Source organism: Streptomyces sp. NBC_00846, assembly GCF_045207325.1.
In the GTDB taxonomy this organism is placed as follows: domain Bacteria; phylum Actinomycetota; class Actinomycetes; order Streptomycetales; family Streptomycetaceae; genus Streptomyces.
The window spans coordinates 4049775-4066145 of sequence record NZ_CP108846.1; the positions used below are offsets into that span (position 1 = coordinate 4049775).

The following is a 16371-nucleotide window of genomic DNA, read 5'->3' on the forward strand; positions in this document are numbered from 1 at the left end:
ATCACTGACCGATCGAGTAGCCGGGCATCGGGAGCTTGCCGCAGGCCGGGGCGATGGCGTCCCACGCGGCTGAGTCGAACGATTTCGCCGGGAAATTGAGGATGCCGTTCTTGGGGTCAGGGTCAGGGATGTCCGCGTAGCCGTTCTTCCGCGCGCACGCGACAAAGGCGCGCGCCTGTTCGACGAACTTCTCGTTGCCCTTCTGCTGGACCTGGTGGATGCCGGGGACCTTGGCGTCGCAGACCTTGCTCGCCGCGTCGAAGCCGTTGGCCGAGCTGGGACTGTCGACACCGGCGGCCGGGAAGGTGATGTTGCCGTCCTTGTCCTGCTCGACGCTGGTCTGCCCCTGCTTGTGCATGCAGTCCACCCAGGCCCGCCGGACCGCGTTGTCGTCCTGCGGCTTGCTCTTTTCCGTGCCGTCGCCCCCGGCCACGCTGGGCGCCGTGTCCTGTGAGGAGCAGCCGGTTATCACCAGCGCCGCCGTCACGGCGGTTGCCGCCAGTACGGTCCGTACGGTCTTGGTACGCATTTCCTGTTCTCCCTGCTGGACGTCGACAATGACCTCCGCCATTCCTACGGACCGACGAGTTATGCACGGGTGAGTGTGTGCCTAACCGCTGGCTAACGCCTGCCGAGGCATCGTTGACCAGGGCAAGACAGGGCCGGACAGGGCAGGACGGAGCGCAGCGAGTGGAGTGGAGTGGAACAGAATGCGAGTGCTGATCGTCGAGGACGAGGTGGACCTGGCCGCGATGCTCGCTGAAGGCCTGCGTGCCGAGGGCATGGTCTGCGAGGTCGCCCACGACGGCGCCCGCGCGCTCGAAATGACGGCCGCCGCCGAGTACGACGTACTGCTCCTGGACCGGAACCTGCCCAACCTGAGCGGGGACGCCGTCTGCCGGGCCCTGAACACGGCCGGCTACCCGGCCAGAATCCTGATGCTCACCGCCGCCGGCGCCCTCGCCGACCTGGTCGACGGCCTCGGTCAGGGCGCCGACGACTACCTGGCCAAACCCTTCTCGTACCTGGAGCTGATCGCCCGGCTGCGCGCGCTGGGCCGCCGCTCCCCTGCCGGCAGCAGTGCCACCGTGCTGAGCAGGCACGGCGTCAACCTGGACACCGTACGCAGGATCGCCGAACGCGACGGCCGGCCACTGAAGCTGACCCCCAAGGAGCTCGGAGTGCTGGAACTACTACTGGCAGCGGACGGCGCCCCGGTCCCCACCGAGCAGCTACGGGACAGCCTGTGGGACGCGGCGCTGGACCCGGCCACCACCGCCGTCCGGGTCACCGTCCACTCGCTGCGCCGCAAGCTCGGCGACCCGCCACTGATCACCACCGACCCCGGCTACGGGTACCGGCTGTGACCCGAGGCCGGACCGGTCGCCGCCTCTCGCTGCACGAGCTGCCCCTGCGCGGACGCCTCACCCTGATGACCACGACGGTCTTCGCAGTCCTGGGCAGCGGACTGCTCGTGCTGAACTGGCTGAGCGCCCGCCAACTCCTGAAGGACAACCGCCACCTCGTCGACCCCGCGAGCGTGACGGCTCCCGCCCAGGCGGAGCCGAGCCCCATCGCCGCGCCGCAAGGTTCCTCGGCGCCCGCCGCGGTCGTCAGTCCCGCCCAGCGCTTCGAGGACTTTCAGTACACCGTCCTCAGTGATCTGCTGCTGCGCTCCCTGCTGTTGCTCGCCATCTTCACCGCACTCGCCGCGCTGCTCGCCTGGTGGGGCAGCAGCCGCTCACTGCACCGCCTCAGCCAGGTCACCGCCGCGGCCCGGCGGATCGGCACCGGCAGCACCCTGGACGAACGGCTCGGCCTGACCGGCCCGCACGACGAGGTCCGCGAACTCGGCGACACCTTCGACGCCATGCTCGACCGCCTCGACCGCAGCTTCACCGCCCAGCGCCGCTTCACCTCCCACGCCTCGCACGAGCTGCGCACCCCGCTCACCCTTCAGCGCACCGCCCTGGAGATCCCACTCGCTCAAGGCCGGGTCCCGGCCGACCTGAGACCCGCCGTCCAGCGCGCGCTGGACGCCAACGCCCGCAGCGAACGCCTGATCGCGGCACTGCTGACACTGGCACGTGGCGAGAGCGGACAGCTGACGCCGCATCCGGTCGACCTCGAGGACGCCGCCAGGGACGCCTTGGCGGACCTGGCCGACGAGGCCCGGACGGCGGGCATCCGGATCACCGCCGATCCGGGGCCCGCCCCGGTCGCGGGCGACCCCTCACTGCTGCGGCAGATCGCGCTGAACCTGCTGGCCAACGCGGTGCGGCACAACCACCGTGACGGCGCGGCGACGGTGACCACCGGCACCGTCGGCGGCCTTGCCTTCATCGAGGTCGGCAACACCGGCCCGGTGCTGGACCCGGACGAACTCCCCACCCTCTTCGAACCGTTCCAGCGTGGTCGGGAACACCGCAGCGACGGCTCAGGGCTGGGACTGGCCGTGGTCCGGGCGATCACCCTGACCCACCACGGCGAGCTCACTGCCACCCCCCGCCCCGACGGCGGCCTCACCGTCCGAGTCGAACTGCCCACCGCATCTGGAACAAGTCCCCCGGGCTCAGGCACCTGAGGGAGCGTCAGTCACGGTGGCCGCTCTCCTTGAGGGTGCTTACGAGGGCGGCCCAGGCGGCGGGTGTGGTGCGGAGTATCGCGCCGGTGGGGTCGCCGGACTCGGTGAGGCAGACCGTGTCGGGGACGGATGCGGCTACGTGTATGCAGGAATTGCCCTGGGCGCAGTAGGAGGATTTCTGCCAGGCGGGAGCGGGCATGGTGGGTTCCTTCACAGGTCGCGGGCGATGTTGTGGATGAAGTTCCTGGACTTGTCGCGGCCCAGCGCGGTGGCTTCCATGCGGCCGAGCAGTACGCGGTACTTCTCCAACTGCGGCTCTGCGTCCAGGAAAACGGGACCGTGGGACTGGTCCAGATTGACGGTGTCGAGCTGCGGAACCGGTCCGAGGAAGTAGTAGATCGACTGGCCCGACCCGGCAAAGGTTCCCGCGGAGAACGGGATCACCTGGAGAGTGATGTGCTCACGTTCGCTCATGTCGAGAAGATGTTGAAGCTGCTTACGGGTCACCGCCGGACCGCCGAACTGCATTCGCAGTGCGGCCTCGTGAACAACGGCCTGGTGTGGTGTCGGTGATTCCCTGAAGAGCACGGCCTGCCGTTTGATGCGGAACGAGATGCGGTGCTCGATGTCGGGAGGCGGCAGTTCCGGCACGTCCTGGCGGAAGACTTCGCGCGCGTATTCCGCAGTCTGGAAGAGGCCGGGGATATGAACGGTGACGGCCGTCCGCAGCCGACGGGCGTGGTGCTCGATCTCCGCCAGGTCGAGGAGCGGTGCGGGCAGAATCTCTCGGTACTCCTCCCACCAGCCGCGTGTGCGGTCGGAGGTCATGTTGCCCAGCGCGGCGACCATGTCCTTGTCCGCGCAGTCGTATTGGCCGGCCAGAGCGCGCAGGCGCGCCAGGCTCACGCCGATACGTCCGGCCTCCATGTTGCTGATCTGGTTCTGCTTCACGCCAAGAAGCTGACCGGCCTGGGTCGCAGTGAGTCCTGCGCGCTCACGGAGTTTGCGTAGCTCGCCGCCGAACCGAAGTTGACGACCCGTTGGATGGTGTCTCACGGGCTTGTTCGCCTCCTTGAGTGGCTGGTCACCCACAAGGGTGGCAGTTTACTGATTCACCAGGAATCGGTTAACACGTTAGCTGTTGGTCGCTACCTTGGATGTCAGGCCACCGCCCGGAAGTACCCCGCTCGACGGAGCGGCCTCGTCACCGGGTAACCGCAAACCCATGATTCAACTTCCCTCCGTGAACGGAGACTTCCATGGTCAGTGCCACGGTAACCCCGCCCTGGACCTACACCCTTCAACTTCCGCAGGATCCCCGCGCCCCCGGCGTGGCCCGTGCAACCCTCCGCACCATCCTGCGCGTGCACGGCATGCGCGAACTCACCGAGACCGCCGAACTGCTGGCGAGCGAACTGGTCACCAACGCCTACCTGCACTCCTCGGGGGCGTACTCCCTGCGCCTGCGCGATGCCGGGCGCAGTCGTATCCGGCTCAGCGTCTGGGACACCAATCCGCACATCCCCGCCCCGTTCCAATGGAGCGCCGAGGCCCCGGCGGAGCTGGCCGAGCGGGGGCGGGGGCTGTACCTCGTCACTCTCTACGCGGAGAGCTGGGGCGCGTACCCCATGCGTGGCGGGCTGCCGGGGCAGGGCGGGAAGCTGCTCTGGGTGGAGTGCACGGCCAAGGGGGAGGGCGAGGGGGAGGGCGGGCCGGGCGACAGATGTACGGGACGGGCATAGCCTCGTTGCATGGTGCGGAGCGAGGCGAAGGACGTGGCCGGATATCTGGCCGAGGTGCCCGAGGAGCGCAGGGACGCCCTGACGAGGCTGCGGGAGCTGTGCCGGGCGGAGCTGGCCGGGTTCGACGAGGTCATGGCGTACGGGATGCCCGCGTACGAGCGGGACGGCACTGCGGAGATCGCGTTCGCCTCGCAGAAGCAGTACATCTCCTTCTACCTGATGCGCAGCGACGTACGTGAGGCCTTCGCGGAGCGGCTGGCCGGGCAGGACATGGGGAAGGGCTGCCTGCGCTTCCGTAAGGCGGAGGCCATCGACTACGACCTGGTGCGGGATCTGCTCCGGGCGACGGCCACGGCGGCGGGGCCGGGCGCGGTCTGCTGAGCGGACGCGGTACTCCTGTGACCGGCGGAAATTCGCCGACGGTGGGCCGGGTGGCCGCGTAGGAAGGAGTCGTGAGCACCTCTACCCCGTAACCTCGGTCGCTGCCCGAGGGCACGCTGCGCCAGTCCCACCGCTACGGCGACGGGGCGTACCACGACGAGCACCTGCACGCCCGCCTGGCCGCCGATCCGGAACCGGCCGACGTCGCGGGGCCTGATGGACGCGCGAACAGGGCCGGTATGGGCCGTTCGCGTTCGGCAGCTGGGCTCATACGGCCCGCTGGGGCCTGCCCCGTGGCTCAGCGGTCGGAGACGCCGTGGTCCTCGGCCCGGTGCGTGAAGACGGCCAGGTCCTTGTCGAAGGCGACCACAAGCCGTTCGTCGATCAAGGCCGGCGTGATGCAACGGTGTGGGTAGCGGATCCGACTGCCAAACCCAACGGACCGAGCTACGCGGACTCCGAGATCACCCCCGCCCCAACGCCCGCTCCGACTTCTGGTCCGCCCGAGCCCCTGACGTCGCGTCCGCGTCACCAATGGCCTATATCAGGCCAGTCGTTGGCGGTAAGGGACGCGCTGGCCACCTGGGACTTTGAGTCTTGCATTGGGTCCTGGGGCCCATGCCCCGCCCGGTGTTGGTGTGGTCGCATACAGAGACCGGTTGAACTGTCACTGCGCCCACTCACCAAGCTGGGAGACCCGTCGTGTCTGGCATACGAGAATTAGCGATTCCGGGTGGCGCTGACATGAGTGCCGCCGAGCCCCGTTCGGGCAGACGGTCGTTGTCGCGTCCTCTGCAGGCGGTGCTGATTCTCGTCCGGCTGCTCTTCGTCGTCACCGTCGGCGGTGTGCTCGACGCGCTCGTCGTGGCCTCGTCCGTCGACGCGGTGGACGGACGGCTGCTGGGCATGTTGCTGTACGCGGCGCTGCCGGGTGTCACCGGGTTCGTGCTGTCGCTGTACGTGCGGACCGGCGGCGTCTGGATCTGGCGCGGGCTCCTTGCCGTACACGCCTGGCTCACCGTCGGCGCCCTGGCGACGCTGGGCGACGGCACCGGCGGGCAGGGGGTGGCGCAGCTGGTGATGCCGGTCGCCGTTGTCGTGCTGCTGTTCCGGTCCGGCTCCCGTGAATGGTTCCGGCTCAGCCCCGAACAGCGCGTCGAGCACCGGCCGTTCAGCATCGCGCGGTTGATCAAGTGGCGTCGGGACGCCGGTCAGACCGCGATGGAGTACCTGGGCATGGTCCTCGTGGTCGTGGCCCTCATCGGCGGGCTCGTGGCGACGGGGATCGGTGGGCAGCTGACCGGAGAGATCCGGAACGCCATCTGCCAACTCACCGGTAGCGCCTGCCCGGCACCCGACGTCGAAGCGGTCGCCGGTAAGGGCGAGGATGCCGGTGGTGGTGCCGGCTCCGAGGGCTCCACCGTGACCGGCGGCACGGGCTCCGGCGGATCGGAGACGTCCGGCGGCGGTACGGACTCGGGCGGCTCGACGGCTTCCGGAGGATCCGACGCTTCCGGAGGGTCCACCACATCCGGAGGGTCCGACGCGTCCGGTGGTTCCGGAGCATCCGGCGGCTCCGGCTCCGGCGGAACAGGCTCCTCCGGCGGTTCCAGCGGCTCGACCGGCGGTGATTCGTCTACGCAGGTCGACGCGGGTAGACAAGAGCCGGAGTCGAGCTCCTCCCGCCCCTCGGACGGCGACTTCATCTCCGGCGTCATCGGTGACGGCGGCCTGTGGGGCGACGTCAGCGGCGCCGTCGACACCGTCATCCACCCCGTCGACACCGCCAAGGGCATCGTCGACCAGTACGCCCAGGCCGCACACGGTGCCGGCGACAAGTGGAACAAGGGCAAGTACGTAGCCGCCGTCTGGGACATGACCAAGGCGTCCGGCGGGGGCGGTGGCGCGGTCGCCGGACTGCCCGGCTCCGGTTCGCGCGTCGAGGCGGCGGTACGGGACAAGGAACGCGAGTACCTCAACGACCGTATCCCGGGCAATGCCACCGCGGCCCAGCGCAAGGACTGGTGGAACGGGCTGACGCAGCAGCAGCGCGATCAGTACCTCGACCTCTCCCCGGACCGGATCGGCAGTCTGGACGGCATCCCGGTGGCGGACAGGGACGCGGCCAACCGGAAGAATCTCCCGGACCTGATCTCGAAGCTGGAGGGGAAGACCGACTCCAAGTCGAAGGACCAGCTGGCGGGGTTGCGGGAGATCGACCGGCAGCTGAAGGAGGGGAGCCAGCCGCCGATGTACCTGATCGGCATCAGCGACGAGGGCAACGGCCGGGCCATCGTCTCCTACGGGAACCCCGACACCTCGAAGAACGTGTCGGCGTACGTGCCGGGGCTCAACACCTCCCTGGACGAGGAGTTCGCGAAGAACGACCTCAAGCGGGCCCGTGACACGGCGATCGGCTCCCAGGGGTACGACCCGTCCACCGCGTCGATCGTCTGGCTCGGATACGACGCACCGCAGACACCGGACGGGCTGCACAGCCTGGCCGTCGCGGGCACCGGCCGGGCGGAGAAGGGCGGCGTGGCCTACAGCGAGTTCATGGGGGGTATCGCGGCCACCAACCAGAACGCGGACCCGCACATCACGGCCATCGGGCACTCCTACGGTTCACGTACCGTGGGCGCGGCGACGCAGCGCGACGGCGGTATCCCGGGGGTGGACGACATCATCCTGGTCGGCAGTCCGGGGGTGGGGGTGGACCGTGCCGTGGACCTCGGCGTCGGCAGCGGACACGTCTTCGTCGGTGCCGCGGCCAACGACCCGGTGACCAAGCTTCCGTCCAAGACACAGGCCGCCGCGGGCGTGATAGGGATGATTCTGGGCGGCCCGGCCGGCGCGTACCTCGCCGGAGACCTGGCCGATCCGGGCGACGACGACCTCTGGTTCGGCAAGGACCCGGCGAGCAAGGCCTTCGGAGCCAAGCGGTTCCCGGTGGCCCCCGGCCAGCCCCTGATCAGCACGAGCGGGGTGAGCTTCGACGCGCACTCCAACTACTTCGATCCGGTACGAGACGCTATGTCGGCGGACAGCATCGCTCTGATCGTGTCGGGACACTCCGACAGGCTCAAGATGGAGGAACAGCGATGAAGCGAAGGTTCCAGATCGTTGCGGTGGCCCTGGCTTTCGGCTTCGCACTGTCCGGCTGCGGCAACGACAGCGGACAATCGAACGGCAGCGGAAGCGCCGGGAGCACCAAGAGCAGCACGAGCGGCAAGGAGCGCGGTATGAACATGCAGGAGGCCGCCGAACGGTCCGACGCGATGCTCGACGCCGTACTGAAGGAGATCAACCCCGAGGTCCAGTGGGCGCACGGCCCGACCACGACGGGCAGTTGCGATGTGACGCGCAGGCGCACCGTGATGACCATCGTGTCGGCGGAGCGCCGGCAGAACTTCCTGGACCAGGTCGAGAAGTTCTGGCGCGGGAGCGACTACCGCATCAAGGCGAAGAACAACGACAAGGAGTTCCCGGCGGTCTACGCGCAGACGAAGACCGGCTTCGGTATCAGCGTGAGCTTCCGGGGCAAGGGCCAGGCGTTCTTCGAAGCGGACAGCCCCTGCGTGAAGGAGTCCAAGGTCGCCGACCCCGCCTCCAAGCCGAACGGCCCGGCGTACGAGGGGGTCTACCCCCTCCCGCGTCCCAACGTGCACTCCGACTACTGGTCCGCCGGGGCATCGTGAGGGGCAGTCAGCGCACGCGACTCGTCGGCCGGCGCACAGAACTGGCCGGTCCGCGACCCCGGTGATTCGTACACACCCGCGAAACCACCCATGAACCCGGCTCCGATGGGGGAAGGTTGAGGGGTGCGTAAATTCTGGATGATCGGTGGCATCGGCGTCGGCATGGCCATGTGCTTCGTGGCTCTGCTCGTCGTCGGTACGTACTCCGCCGCTGCCGGACTCGTCAGTTCCGGCAGGAGCGGGGCCGTCGGGCTGGCGAAGGGGGCCGTGCCCGCGAAGTACCAGCCCCTGGTGGAGGAGTGGGGCAACCTCTGCCCCGCCATCAACCCGGCTCTCCTGGCCGCCCAGCTGTACCAGGAGAGCGGGTGGAACCCCCGCGCCGAGAGTCCCGCCGCGGCGCAGGGCATCGCGCAGTTCATCCCGAGCACCTGGGCCGGACACGGAATCGACGGGGACAAGGACGGGGTCCGGGACGTATGGAACCCGGCCGACGCGATTCCGTCCGCCGCCTCGTACGACTGCGAACTGGCCGGGTACGTGAAGAAGGTGCCGGGGGATCAGACGGACAACATGCTGGCCGCGTACAACGCCGGTGCGTACCGGGTGATCCGGGCGGGCGGGGTGCCGAACATCGCGGAGACGCAGAACTACGTCACCATCATCCGGTCCCTGGAGAAGAGTTTCGCCCGGCCCGTCGGACGGGTGCAGCCCTCGGAGCAGGCGGCGGGAGCGATCTACTTCGCGCAGAAGAAGCTCGGTACGAAGTACCTGTGGGGCGGCAACGGCACGGCCGAGCAGGGCGGACGGTTCGATTGTTCGGGGCTGACCCAGGCCGCGTACCGCACCGTGGACATCGAACTGCCCCGGGTGGCGAACGACCAGTACAACGCCGGGCCGCACCCCTCGCGCGAGGAACTGCTCCCCGGCGACCTGGTGTTCTTTTCGGACGATCTGAACAACTCGCGGGCCATCCATCACGTGGGGCTGTACGTTGGCGGCGGGTACATGATCAACGCGCCGTACACCGGGGCCGTGATCCGGTTCGACAAGATCGACACGCCCGACTACTTCGGTGCGACACGGGTGACCAAGGACGGGGCCGCGGCCCTTCCGACCGCCCGTCCGGCGGCATGAGGCAGGGGCGGCGGTGGCCGGAACTATCCGTGAAGCCTGGGCCCTGAGCAGCGACGATGAGTCACTCTTCGATAACGTCATGGTGATCATTCGGTGGAGAGTGGAACGCACGCACGGAGCGCGTCGTTCCCTGGTGGGCGGGATCGACCGGGACAGCGGTGCTCTGACCGCGCGGCGCCGACCGGGGAAGCCCTCACGGGCGGAGCGCCCGCGCAGTACTGATCCACGCAGTACGGATCCATGCAATACGGATCCACGCAGTGATCGAATCGATACGGGGGTTCGTCAAGGCGGTGCACATGGGCGTGCCCCGCGGCAGCAGACAAGGCAAGGGGCCGCAGCAGATGGCTGGACTCGCACTGGATGGGTCGAACCCCGATGTCAGCCTGCTCTACGACATCAACGGGCTCGCGAAGTCGGCTCCCAGCTGGTTCGACCGGGTCATGGAGTTCGTCGGCGAGTACGGGATCATGCTCGGGATGGTCCTGGTCATCCTGTGGTGCTGGTGGAGCGCGCGCCGGCGCGGCACGGCCGACGATTCGGTGACGGCCGTCTCCGGGATCGTCTGGGCACCGCTCGCCGCCGGGATCGCGCTGCTCATCAACATCCCGATCCGTGACTTCGTGCAGCGACCGCGCCCGTTCAGGGACCACCAGGGGCTGGACGTCCTGGTGGCGGGGAAGAACGACTTCTCCTTCGTGAGCGACCACGCCACGATGGCGATGGCCCTGGCCGTCGGGCTCTTCGTGGCCAACCGGAAGTTCGGCGTCGCGGCGATCGCCCTCGCCCTGCTGGAAGGGTTCTGCAGGATCTACATGGGCGTCCATTACCCGACCGATGTCATCGGCGGGTTCGCGCTCGGCACCGCGGCCGCCCTGCTGCTCGCCCCGCTGGCGATGATGCTGCTGACCCCGTTGACGGGGGCCGTCTCCCGTTCGGACCGGCTCGGGTGGCTCGTACGGTCGCGTCGGCCGGCGCCGTCGGTGGCGTCCGGCGGACGGACCGGCGCCGTCGGGATTCCGGAACCGCGGCCGGGCACGGGCGGCGGGGACGGCGAGAAGGACCTGGCCGCGTAGGAATCGGCCGGGAGACGCGTGCGGGCAGGGGGAGAGGAAGTCCTCCGCGGCGCGGTGATGTCAGAGTGCTTGCGGGAAGGCGAAGAGGCGCCCGGGGTCGTACTGCTGCTTAAGGCGGGTGAGCCGGTCGGCCGCCGAGCCGTAATAGGCCCGGCGCCAGTCGGTCAGCGTCGGGTCCGTGTAGTTCTGGTACGCCGCTCCGGACGCGTACCGGCGCATCGCTGCATGAGTGTCCTTCAGCCAGTCCTGTTGCGCGCTGCCCGCCGTGCCGGCGCGCCAGGCACCGATGTACTGGGCGAGCACGCGTGAGCGGCGGTGGACGAAGGCCGTCGCGTCCGGAGAGACGCGGTTGATCGCCCCGCCGAGTGCGGTGAGCGTGACGGAACCACCGCCTCCGCTCTGGGTCACGGGAATCCGGGTGAACGCCTCGGCCCGGTCGAGCAGGGTCTGCACGCCCGCCGGCGACAGGGAGCGGTCGTAGAAGTCGGAAGCGGCGGCGTACGTCTCGCGCTGGAGCGTGCCCTGCGGGGTGCGGCCGGGCGTCGTACCCGGCAGGTGGCACTGGGCGTCGGTGATGCCCGAGCAGCCCGCGTACACGAGCATCGACTCCTGGTAGCTGCGGCGGCGCAGCGATACGGAGGAGGCCGAAGCGCCGATCCGGTCGGCGAGGCGGTCGACGGCGTTCTGCAGGTCGCCGTACGTACCGAGGCCGAACGCGGCCACCGAGACGGTCGGGTTGACGCCGCCCGGGCCCGCGTCGAGATGCGCGGAGGACCAGATCTCGTCGGGCTGGGACGGTCCCCACTCCTGCCAGGCCGTGACGACGGAGCGGGCGCGCGACCAGGGCCAGGACATGTACGCGGCGACGGTCTGCGGGACCGGGCGGGTACGGAACCTCAGCTCGGTGACCACGCCGAAGTTGCCGTTGCCCGCGCCGCGCAGCGCCCAGAACAGGTCCGGGTGGTGCTTGGCGTCCACGGTGAGGGTCTTGCCGTCGGCCGTGACGACGGTGGCCGCGGTGAGGCTGTCGCAGGTCAGGCCGTACGCGCGGGACGCGACGCCGTGACCGCCGCCGAGCGTGAGGCCGGAGATGCCGACCGTGGGGCAGGAGCCGCCGGGGATCGTCAGGCCGTGCCCGGCGAGGCCCTGGTAGACGTCGATGAGCTTGGCGCCCGCGCCGATCGTGCCGCTCGCCTCGACGCGGGACAGTGACGAGACATCGACGACGAGGCGTCCGTCGCCGCTGGACCAGCCCGCGTAGGAATGGCCGCCGCTGCGGATGGACACGGGGGTGGCGGTGCGGCGGGCGAAGGCCAGGCACTCGCGGATGTCCGCCTCGTGCCTGACGTAGGCGACGGCGGCGGGCTTCAGGCTGTCGAAACGGGTGTTGTAGAGCTGACGGGCGGTCGAATAGGCCGCGTCCTGGGGGCGAACGAGGGCGCCGTCGAGGCTCCTGGCCAGGGCGGACCAGTCCGCGGGGCCGGACGGCGCGGAATTCGACGGGACCGGTGAGGCCGTTGAGGTGGGAGTGGCATCCGCGGTGCCCGTGGTGCCCGCTGCGCCCGTGGCGCCCGACGGGTTGCTGCCGGAGTCGGAACCCGAGCCGGATGCGCCGCTGCAAGCGGTCGCGGTGGCGCCGGTGAGGGCTGCCGCGGCCCCCGCGAGGAGCAGGGTGCGCCGGCCGGGCAGGGGCAGCGGGTTCATCGGACCTCCGGGTCGGGCGCTCATGGGCCGGTCGGTGGGGGGACACCGGGAGAAGACGGATCAGAGGGGAGGAGGGGACGGATCGGAAGGGAGAGGGGGTGACGGATCGGAAGGGGGAGAGGGACAGGCGTCGGGGAGCGGGGTCAGGGCGCGGCGCGGTGTTCTGCGGCGTCCGTGCGGGCCCGGTCCCGGGAGCGGCGGGCCGGCCCGGACCAGCCGCAACGGCAGCGGGCGGTGCAGAACGAGCCGCGTTCCACGGTCGCGGGATCGTGCCCGGCGGACGCGGTGGTGGGGGGAGTCTGCGGGGCCTCTTCGGTGCGTTGGTCGTACACCCGTCCACGGTACTGGGCACGGCCACCCGGCGGTGTGGCGTACGGGAGCGGCGTGACGGGGGACACGGGCCGTCGTTATGCGGAACGGATGGGGGCTCGGGCAAACGGTACGTCGTTGGGGGTTGGCAGGCGATGGTGGTGCAGCAGCACAGGTCCGGAGGCGGGGCACGCGCTGTCTGCGCCCTCGCCGTGGTGGGCGTGATGGCGGCGACCGCCGGGTGCGGTGGCGGCGGTGGCGGCGGCGACCGTGCCATGGCCGACGAGCGGGGCGGGGCCGACTCCCTCGACGCGGTCCACCGTGCTGCCGCGGTGCTCGCGGGAACGGCGACGGTGACCGGTACCGGAACAGCGACGGTGGCCGGGGCCGCCCACGGTGCCGAGGCCGGGGCCGCCCACGGTGTCGAGGTTGGTGCCGGAGGCCGAGGCCGGGTCGTCGCCGGAAGCGCCGAGGTGCGTACGTCGATGGAGACCGCGGCGGGTGGGACGCGGGTGACGATCAGGGGCCGGGGGACGTACGACTTCCGGCACCGGACGGGCCGGCTCACGGTCGTGCTGCCCAAGGACGCCGCGGGCGAGGACGAGCACCGCCCCATCATCGAGCTGCTGGCCCCCGGCGCGCTCTACATGATGAACCGCGGTGCCGGAGTGCCGGAGGACAAGTGGGTCAGGGTCGACACGACGACCCTGGAGGACGGCAACCTGGTCACCGGCGGTGTGACGGATCCGATGGCCGCCGCCGAACTGCTGCTGGGGGCGCGGCAGGTGACGTACGTGGAGAGGACCGAGCTCGCCGGGGTGACCGTGCGGCACTACCGGGGTGTTTCGGACATCGGGCGGGCGGCGCGCGAGGTCTCGCCGGAATCACGCGGGGCACTGGCCGCCGCGGCGAAGGGCGTCCGTACGCACACGGTGCCGTTCGACGCGTACATCGACGAACAGGGGCGGCTGCGCAAGGTGCGCCACCGCTTCAGCTTCGCCAACGAGGGGCCGGCGGTGGAGGTGGTGTCGACGACGCTGCTGTACGGATTCGGAGTGCCGGTCTCCGTACGGCTGCCGGACGACAGCGACATCTACACCGGGAAGATCCGGCAGAGATAGGCAGAGATGGGCAGAAACAGCAGGACGGGGAGTGGGGAGTGGGGCGGGGGCGGCGCGGCGTAGGCAGGGCGGCGGGTGGGAAATGGTCCGTCCGTGCCATGCGCGGGGTGTGGTTCGCTCCCTACGCTAGGAAGCCCGTGACGGCGGCGAGAGGTGAGTGACGCGGTGATGCTCGGCACGCGGACCGTATCCGACCATGTGGCCCTCGCCGAGATCGAGCTCTGCGGTGAGCTGATGATCGCCGCTTCGGCCGCGCACGGGGAACGGCTCAGCGCGGACCGTATCGACGAGGTGCTGAACGTCCGGGTGATCGCGGAACGAGCCACCGTCCCCCGGCAGGCCGACCACCGGGGGTGAGGACGGGGCCGGGCACGGGGCCCCGCATCAGGTGCGGAGCAGCCGGGCGATGGCCTTCGTGGCTTCCTCGACCTTCGCATCGATCTCCGCGCCGCCCTTGACCGACGCGTCGGCGACGCAGTGCCGCAGATGCTCCTCCAGCAGTTGGAGGGCGAAGGACTGGAGCGCCTTCGTGGACGCCGAGACCTGCGTGAGTATGTCGATGCAGTAGACGTCCTCGTCGACCATGCGCTGCAGGCCGCGGATCTGGCCCTCGATCCGGCGCAGCCGCTTGAGGTGCTCGGCCTTCTGGTGGTGATAGCCGTGTACACCCCGGTCGTGGTCGGTGACGACCGGTTCCGCGACCGATTCCGTCGCCGCGCCGGCGGCGGTGGTCCCGGCAGCCTCGGTAGTGGTCATTTCTGCCTCCCGCTTTCCCTTTACCCTGCCGTTTGTATACCCCTGGTGGGTATATCTTAACGAATTCTGCCGAAACGTGACCGGGGGCCCGTGCTGATCACTGTGCCCGATGCGCGACACTGAAGAACGCCGGTTAGCCGTGGCCGGATGATGCACCTAGCATCAGCCTGACCGAATCCAAAGCACCCCGAGGACCCCACGTGCGCTTTCGTCTGACCCCCAGGGAGACGAGCTTCTACGACATGTTCTCCGCATCCGCGGACAACATCGTCACGGGCTCGAAACTCCTGATGGAACTGCTCGGGGCGGATTCTGCCTCCCGAGTCGAGATCGCGGAGCGCATGCGGGCAGCGGAGCACGCGGGGGACGATGCCACCCACGCGATCTTCCACCAGCTGAACTCCTCTTTCATTACGCCCTTCGACCGCGAGGACATTTACAACCTCGCTTCTTCGCTCGACGACATCATGGACTTCATGGAGGAGGCCGTCGACCTGGTCGTGCTGTATCAGGTCGAGGAACTTCCCAAGGGCGTCGCCCAGCAGGTCGAGGTGCTGGCCCGCGCGGCCGAGCTGACCGCCGAGGCGATGCCGGGTCTGCGCACGATGGACAACCTCACCGAGTACTGGATCGAGGTCAATCGTCTGGAGAACCAGGCCGACCAGATCCACCGCAAACTGCTCGCCCACCTCTTCAATGGCAAGTACGACGCCATAGAGGTGCTGAAGCTCAAGCAGATCGTGGACGTACTGGAAGAGGCGGCCGACGCTTTCGAGCACGTCGCCAACACGGTGGAGACCATCGCGGTCAAGGAGTCCTGAACCACGTGGACACCTTTGCGCTGATCGTGACCATCGGTGTCGCGCTCGGCTTCACCTATACGAACGGCTTCCACGACTCGGCGAATGCCATCGCCACGTCCGTCTCCACCCGTGCGCTCACCCCGCGTGCGGCACTCGCGATGGCCGCGGTGATGAACCTGGCCGGCGCGTTCCTCGGCAGCGGTGTCGCCAAGACCGTGAGCGAGGGGCTGATCGCGACCCCCGAGGGCCACAAGGGGATGGGAATCCTCTTCGCCGCGCTGGTCGGCGCGATCATCTGGAACCTTGTCACCTGGTATTTCGGGCTGCCCTCCTCTTCCTCGCACGCGCTGTTCGGCGGCATGGTCGGTGCGGCGCTCGCCGGCGGAACGCTGGTGCACTGGGACGGGGTGCTCGACAAGGTCGTCATCCCCATGTTCCTCTCGCCGATCATCGGCCTCGTCGCCGGCTATCTCGTGATGGTCGCGATCATGTGGTTGTTCCGGAAAGCCAATCCGCACAAGGCCAAGCGCGGCTTCCGGATCGCCCAGACGGTCTCGGCCGCGGGCATGGCGCTCGGTCACGGTCTGCAGGACGCGCAGAAGACGATGGGTGTCGTCGTGATGGCCCTGGTCATCGCCGATGTCGAGAGCCCGAGCGACCCGATTCCGGTCTGGGTGAAGCTCGTCTGCGCGCTGATGCTCTCGCTGGGTACGTACGCGGGCGGCTGGCGCATCATGCGGACGCTCGGCCGGAAGATCATCGAGCTGGACCCGCCGCAGGGGTTCGCCGCGGAGACGACGGGTGCGTCGATCATGTTCGGCTCGGCGTTCATGTTCCACGCGCCGATCTCCACGACGCACGTGATCACCTCGGCGATCATGGGTGTGGGCGCCACGAAGCGGGTGAACGCCGTGCGCTGGGGGGTTGCCAAGAACATCATCCTGGGGTGGTTCATCACGATGCCGGCCGCGGCGCTGGTCGCCGCCGCGAGCTACGGGGTCGTGGTGCTGCTCTTCGGGTGACGAAGCGGGGTTGCCGGGGTCGTCCGGCAGCGACGCGGCGG

General features: G+C 69.3%; 18 protein-coding genes. 12 read left to right on the forward strand and 6 right to left on the reverse strand.

The genetic code is table 11. The features are described 5' to 3' along the window. Nucleotide 1: 1 nt before the first annotated feature. Entirely contained in the window at nucleotides 2-529 is a 528-nt protein-coding gene (locus OG936_RS18660) for a hypothetical protein (protein ID WP_406496053.1), read from the reverse strand. Between the two features lie 181 nt (nucleotides 530-710). On the opposite strand from OG936_RS18660, the gene OG936_RS18665 reads away from it, so the two are divergent. Then, nucleotides 711-1367 (forward strand): response regulator transcription factor, encoded by a 657-nt coding sequence (locus OG936_RS18665; RefSeq protein ID WP_406496055.1) that lies wholly within the window; start codon nucleotides 711-713, stop codon nucleotides 1365-1367. Then, entirely contained in the window at nucleotides 1364-2584 is a 1221-nt protein-coding gene (locus OG936_RS18670) for a sensor histidine kinase (RefSeq protein WP_406496057.1), read from the forward strand. Before OG936_RS18665 ends, OG936_RS18670 begins: the two co-directional genes overlap by 4 nt. 7 nt (nucleotides 2585-2591) lie before the next feature. Here OG936_RS18670 and OG936_RS18675 read toward each other — a convergent pair whose 3' ends face one another. Beyond that, nucleotides 2592-2783 (reverse strand): DUF397 domain-containing protein, encoded by a 192-nt coding sequence (locus OG936_RS18675; RefSeq protein ID WP_406496059.1) that lies wholly within the window; start codon nucleotides 2781-2783, stop codon nucleotides 2592-2594. Nucleotides 2784-2794: 11 nt separating this feature from the next. Then, nucleotides 2795-3640 (reverse strand): helix-turn-helix domain-containing protein, encoded by an 846-nt coding sequence (locus OG936_RS18680; protein WP_406496061.1) that lies wholly within the window; start codon nucleotides 3638-3640, stop codon nucleotides 2795-2797. A gap of 203 nt (nucleotides 3641-3843) precedes the next feature. Between OG936_RS18680 and OG936_RS18685 the strand changes: the two genes are divergently transcribed. The 6 genes from OG936_RS18685 (at nucleotide 3844) to OG936_RS18710 (ending at nucleotide 10615) form a co-directional block, all read left to right on the forward strand. Then, entirely contained in the window at nucleotides 3844-4326 is a 483-nt protein-coding gene (locus tag OG936_RS18685) for an ATP-binding protein (protein ID WP_406496063.1), read from the forward strand. A 9-nt stretch (nucleotides 4327-4335) separates the two neighbouring features. Continuing rightward, entirely contained in the window at nucleotides 4336-4707 is a 372-nt protein-coding gene (locus tag OG936_RS18690; RefSeq protein ID WP_406496065.1) for an iron chaperone, read from the forward strand. Between the two features lie 801 nt (nucleotides 4708-5508). Further along, the gene (locus tag OG936_RS18695; protein ID WP_406496067.1) at nucleotides 5509-7812 is read left to right on the forward strand and encodes an alpha/beta hydrolase; all 2304 of its coding nucleotides are present in this window, start codon (nucleotides 5509-5511) and stop codon (nucleotides 7810-7812) included. Beyond that, a complete protein-coding gene (locus OG936_RS18700) occupies nucleotides 7809-8405 on the forward strand; it encodes a hypothetical protein (protein ID WP_406496068.1) in 597 nt (198 codons plus the stop codon). Before OG936_RS18695 ends, OG936_RS18700 begins: the two co-directional genes overlap by 4 nt. A gap of 138 nt (nucleotides 8406-8543) precedes the next feature. Beyond that, nucleotides 8544-9539 carry a bifunctional lytic transglycosylase/C40 family peptidase gene (locus OG936_RS18705; RefSeq protein ID WP_266752332.1) on the forward strand — a complete coding sequence of 332 codons (996 nt, stop codon included), beginning with the start codon at nucleotides 8544-8546 and terminating at the stop codon, nucleotides 9537-9539. A 344-nt stretch (nucleotides 9540-9883) separates the two neighbouring features. Beyond that, nucleotides 9884-10615: a phosphatase PAP2 family protein gene (locus OG936_RS18710; RefSeq protein ID WP_406500505.1), complete on the forward strand. Its 732-nt coding sequence runs from the start codon at nucleotides 9884-9886 to the stop codon at nucleotides 10613-10615. A gap of 60 nt (nucleotides 10616-10675) precedes the next feature. Here the strand turns inward: OG936_RS18710 and OG936_RS18715 are convergent, their stop codons facing one another. Then, on the reverse strand, nucleotides 10676-12319 hold the full coding sequence (locus OG936_RS18715) for an FAD-binding oxidoreductase (protein ID WP_406496070.1): 1644 nt from the start codon (nucleotides 12317-12319) through the stop codon (nucleotides 10676-10678). A gap of 143 nt (nucleotides 12320-12462) precedes the next feature. After that, on the reverse strand, nucleotides 12463-12651 hold the full coding sequence (locus OG936_RS18720) for a hypothetical protein (RefSeq protein WP_406496071.1): 189 nt from the start codon (nucleotides 12649-12651) through the stop codon (nucleotides 12463-12465). Between the two features lie 132 nt (nucleotides 12652-12783). Between OG936_RS18720 and OG936_RS18725 the strand changes: the two genes are divergently transcribed. Together OG936_RS18725 and OG936_RS18730 are read left to right on the forward strand one after the other, a co-directional pair. Next, complete coding sequence (locus tag OG936_RS18725; protein ID WP_406496072.1) at nucleotides 12784-13749, forward strand: hypothetical protein; 966 nt, start codon at nucleotides 12784-12786, stop codon at nucleotides 13747-13749. A gap of 168 nt (nucleotides 13750-13917) precedes the next feature. Then, the gene (locus tag OG936_RS18730) at nucleotides 13918-14106 is read left to right on the forward strand and encodes a hypothetical protein (protein ID WP_266752334.1); all 189 of its coding nucleotides are present in this window, start codon (nucleotides 13918-13920) and stop codon (nucleotides 14104-14106) included. A 27-nt stretch (nucleotides 14107-14133) separates the two neighbouring features. On the opposite strand, the gene OG936_RS18735 is transcribed toward OG936_RS18730, so the two are convergent. Further along, on the reverse strand, nucleotides 14134-14505 hold the full coding sequence (locus OG936_RS18735; RefSeq protein ID WP_383760182.1) for a metal-sensitive transcriptional regulator: 372 nt from the start codon (nucleotides 14503-14505) through the stop codon (nucleotides 14134-14136). A 200-nt stretch (nucleotides 14506-14705) separates the two neighbouring features. On the opposite strand from OG936_RS18735, the gene OG936_RS18740 reads away from it, so the two are divergent. Next, nucleotides 14706-15326, forward strand: coding sequence for a DUF47 domain-containing protein (locus OG936_RS18740; protein ID WP_266416320.1), 621 nt, complete (start codon nucleotides 14706-14708; stop codon nucleotides 15324-15326). A 5-nt stretch (nucleotides 15327-15331) separates the two neighbouring features. Beyond that, the gene (locus OG936_RS18745; RefSeq protein ID WP_406496074.1) at nucleotides 15332-16330 is read left to right on the forward strand and encodes an anion permease; all 999 of its coding nucleotides are present in this window, start codon (nucleotides 15332-15334) and stop codon (nucleotides 16328-16330) included. Nucleotides 16331-16371 lie beyond the last annotated feature (41 nt).